The organism is Xanthomonas codiaei (assembly GCF_002939785.1).
Classification (GTDB): domain Bacteria; phylum Pseudomonadota; class Gammaproteobacteria; order Xanthomonadales; family Xanthomonadaceae; genus Xanthomonas; species Xanthomonas codiaei.
The window spans coordinates 1-1,661 of record NZ_MDEC01000075.1; the positions used below are offsets into that span (position 1 = coordinate 1).

Genomic DNA, 1,661 nt, shown 5'->3' on the forward strand with positions numbered 1-1,661 from the left:
TGGAGCAGGCCCCGGAGCTTCCGTTAAGCCAGTTGCGGGTCATGCCCGAGGCCGAGCGTCGGCAGTTGCTGGGCTTCAATATCGCGCGCGCGCCATCCGAGCCGCAGCACACCATTGCGGCGATGGTCGAGCAGCAGGTCGCCCGTACCCCCGATGCCATCGCGCTGGAGTGCGCGGGCGAGCAACTGCGCTATGCCGAGCTCAATGCGCGTGCCAATGCGCTTGCCCATCGCCTGCTTGCGCTGGGCGTGCAGCCCGACGACCGGGTGGCGATCTGCGTGCAGCGCAGCCCGGCCTTGCTGGTGGGCTTGCTGGCGATCCTCAAGGCCGGCGCCGCCTATGTGCCGTTGGAGCCACGTTACCCGGCCGAGCGCATCCGGTGTCTGCTCGACGACAGCGCCCCGCGTGCGGTGCTGGTACATGCGGCCACGCGCGCGATGCTTGGCGAGACGCTGCGTGCGCTGAGCTTGCCAGTCATCGATCTCGATCTCGATCTCGAACAGCGTCAGACGTCGACGCCTGCAGCGGGCAATCCGGTGGTCGCAGGGCTGACGCCGGCGCATCTGGCCTATGTGATCTACACCTCCGGCTCTACCGGCCAGCCCAAGGGGGTGATGGTGGAGCACCGACAGCTGGCGCACCTGATCCACTGGCATTGCACCCGCTTTGGTCTGCAGCCAGGTTCGCGGACCTCCAGCGTGGCGGGACTGAGCTTCGATGCCGCCGCCTGGGAACTGTGGCCGACGCTGTGCGCCGGAGGGTGCGTGCTGATGCCGGCGGGCGAGTGCGAGGTAGACGACGTGCTGGCGTGGTGGCGTGCCCAGGAGCTGGATGTGAGTTTCCTGCCCACGCCGCTTGCCGAGCACGCCTTCGTTGCGGGCAGCCTGCCGCAGCGCCTGACGCACCTGCTGGTGGGCGGCGATCGTCTGCGCCAGGTTCCGGTCGGGCTGCCGTTTACCGTCCACAACAACTACGGGCCAACCGAAACGACGGTGGTGGCGACCAGCGGTGAGGTGATGCCGCAGGTGCTGCATCCCTCGATCGGTGCACCGCTGCCGCATCTGCGTGCCTACGTGCTGGATGCGCACCGCCAGTTGGTGCCGCTGGGCGTGGTGGGCGAGCTGTATCTCGCCGGCGCCGGGGTGGCGCGGGGGTATCTCGGGCGGGAGCGCTTGACCGCCGAGCGCTTTGTCGAGGACCCATTGCATCCGGGCGAACGCATGTACCGCACCGGCGATCTGTGTCGCTGGTCGGACGACGGCCGCCTGGCGTATGTGGGACGCAACGATGACCAGGTCAAGATCCGCGGCCGGCGCATCGAGCTGGGCGAGATCGAGGTGCAGTTGCTGGCACATGCGCAGGTGCGCGAGGCGGTGGTACTGGCACGCGAGGATGTGCCGGGCGACCGGCGCCTGGTGGCCTATGTCATTGCCGATGTTGCTGCACCGGCGTCGCTGGACGAGGTCCTGCGCGCGCACCTGCGCCAGCTGCTGCCCGAGGCCATGGTGCCGGAGGCGTTCGTGGCGCTGGAGGCCTGGCCGTTGACGGCCAATGGCAAGCTGGATCGCAGCGCGCTGCCGGCGCCGGATGCGGCGCATCGTCTGCAGGGCTACGAGCCGCCGGCCGATGCGGTGGAGCAGACCCTGGCCGAGATCTGGCAG

1 protein-coding gene is annotated in these 1,661 nt (G+C 69.1%); it reads left to right on the forward strand.

All coding sequences use genetic code 11. The features are described 5' to 3' along the window. Positions 1–1,661, forward strand: a 1,661-nt coding sequence (locus XcodCFBP4690_RS22090) for an amino acid adenylation domain-containing protein (protein ID WP_146092036.1), incomplete at both ends; no start/stop codon positions are given.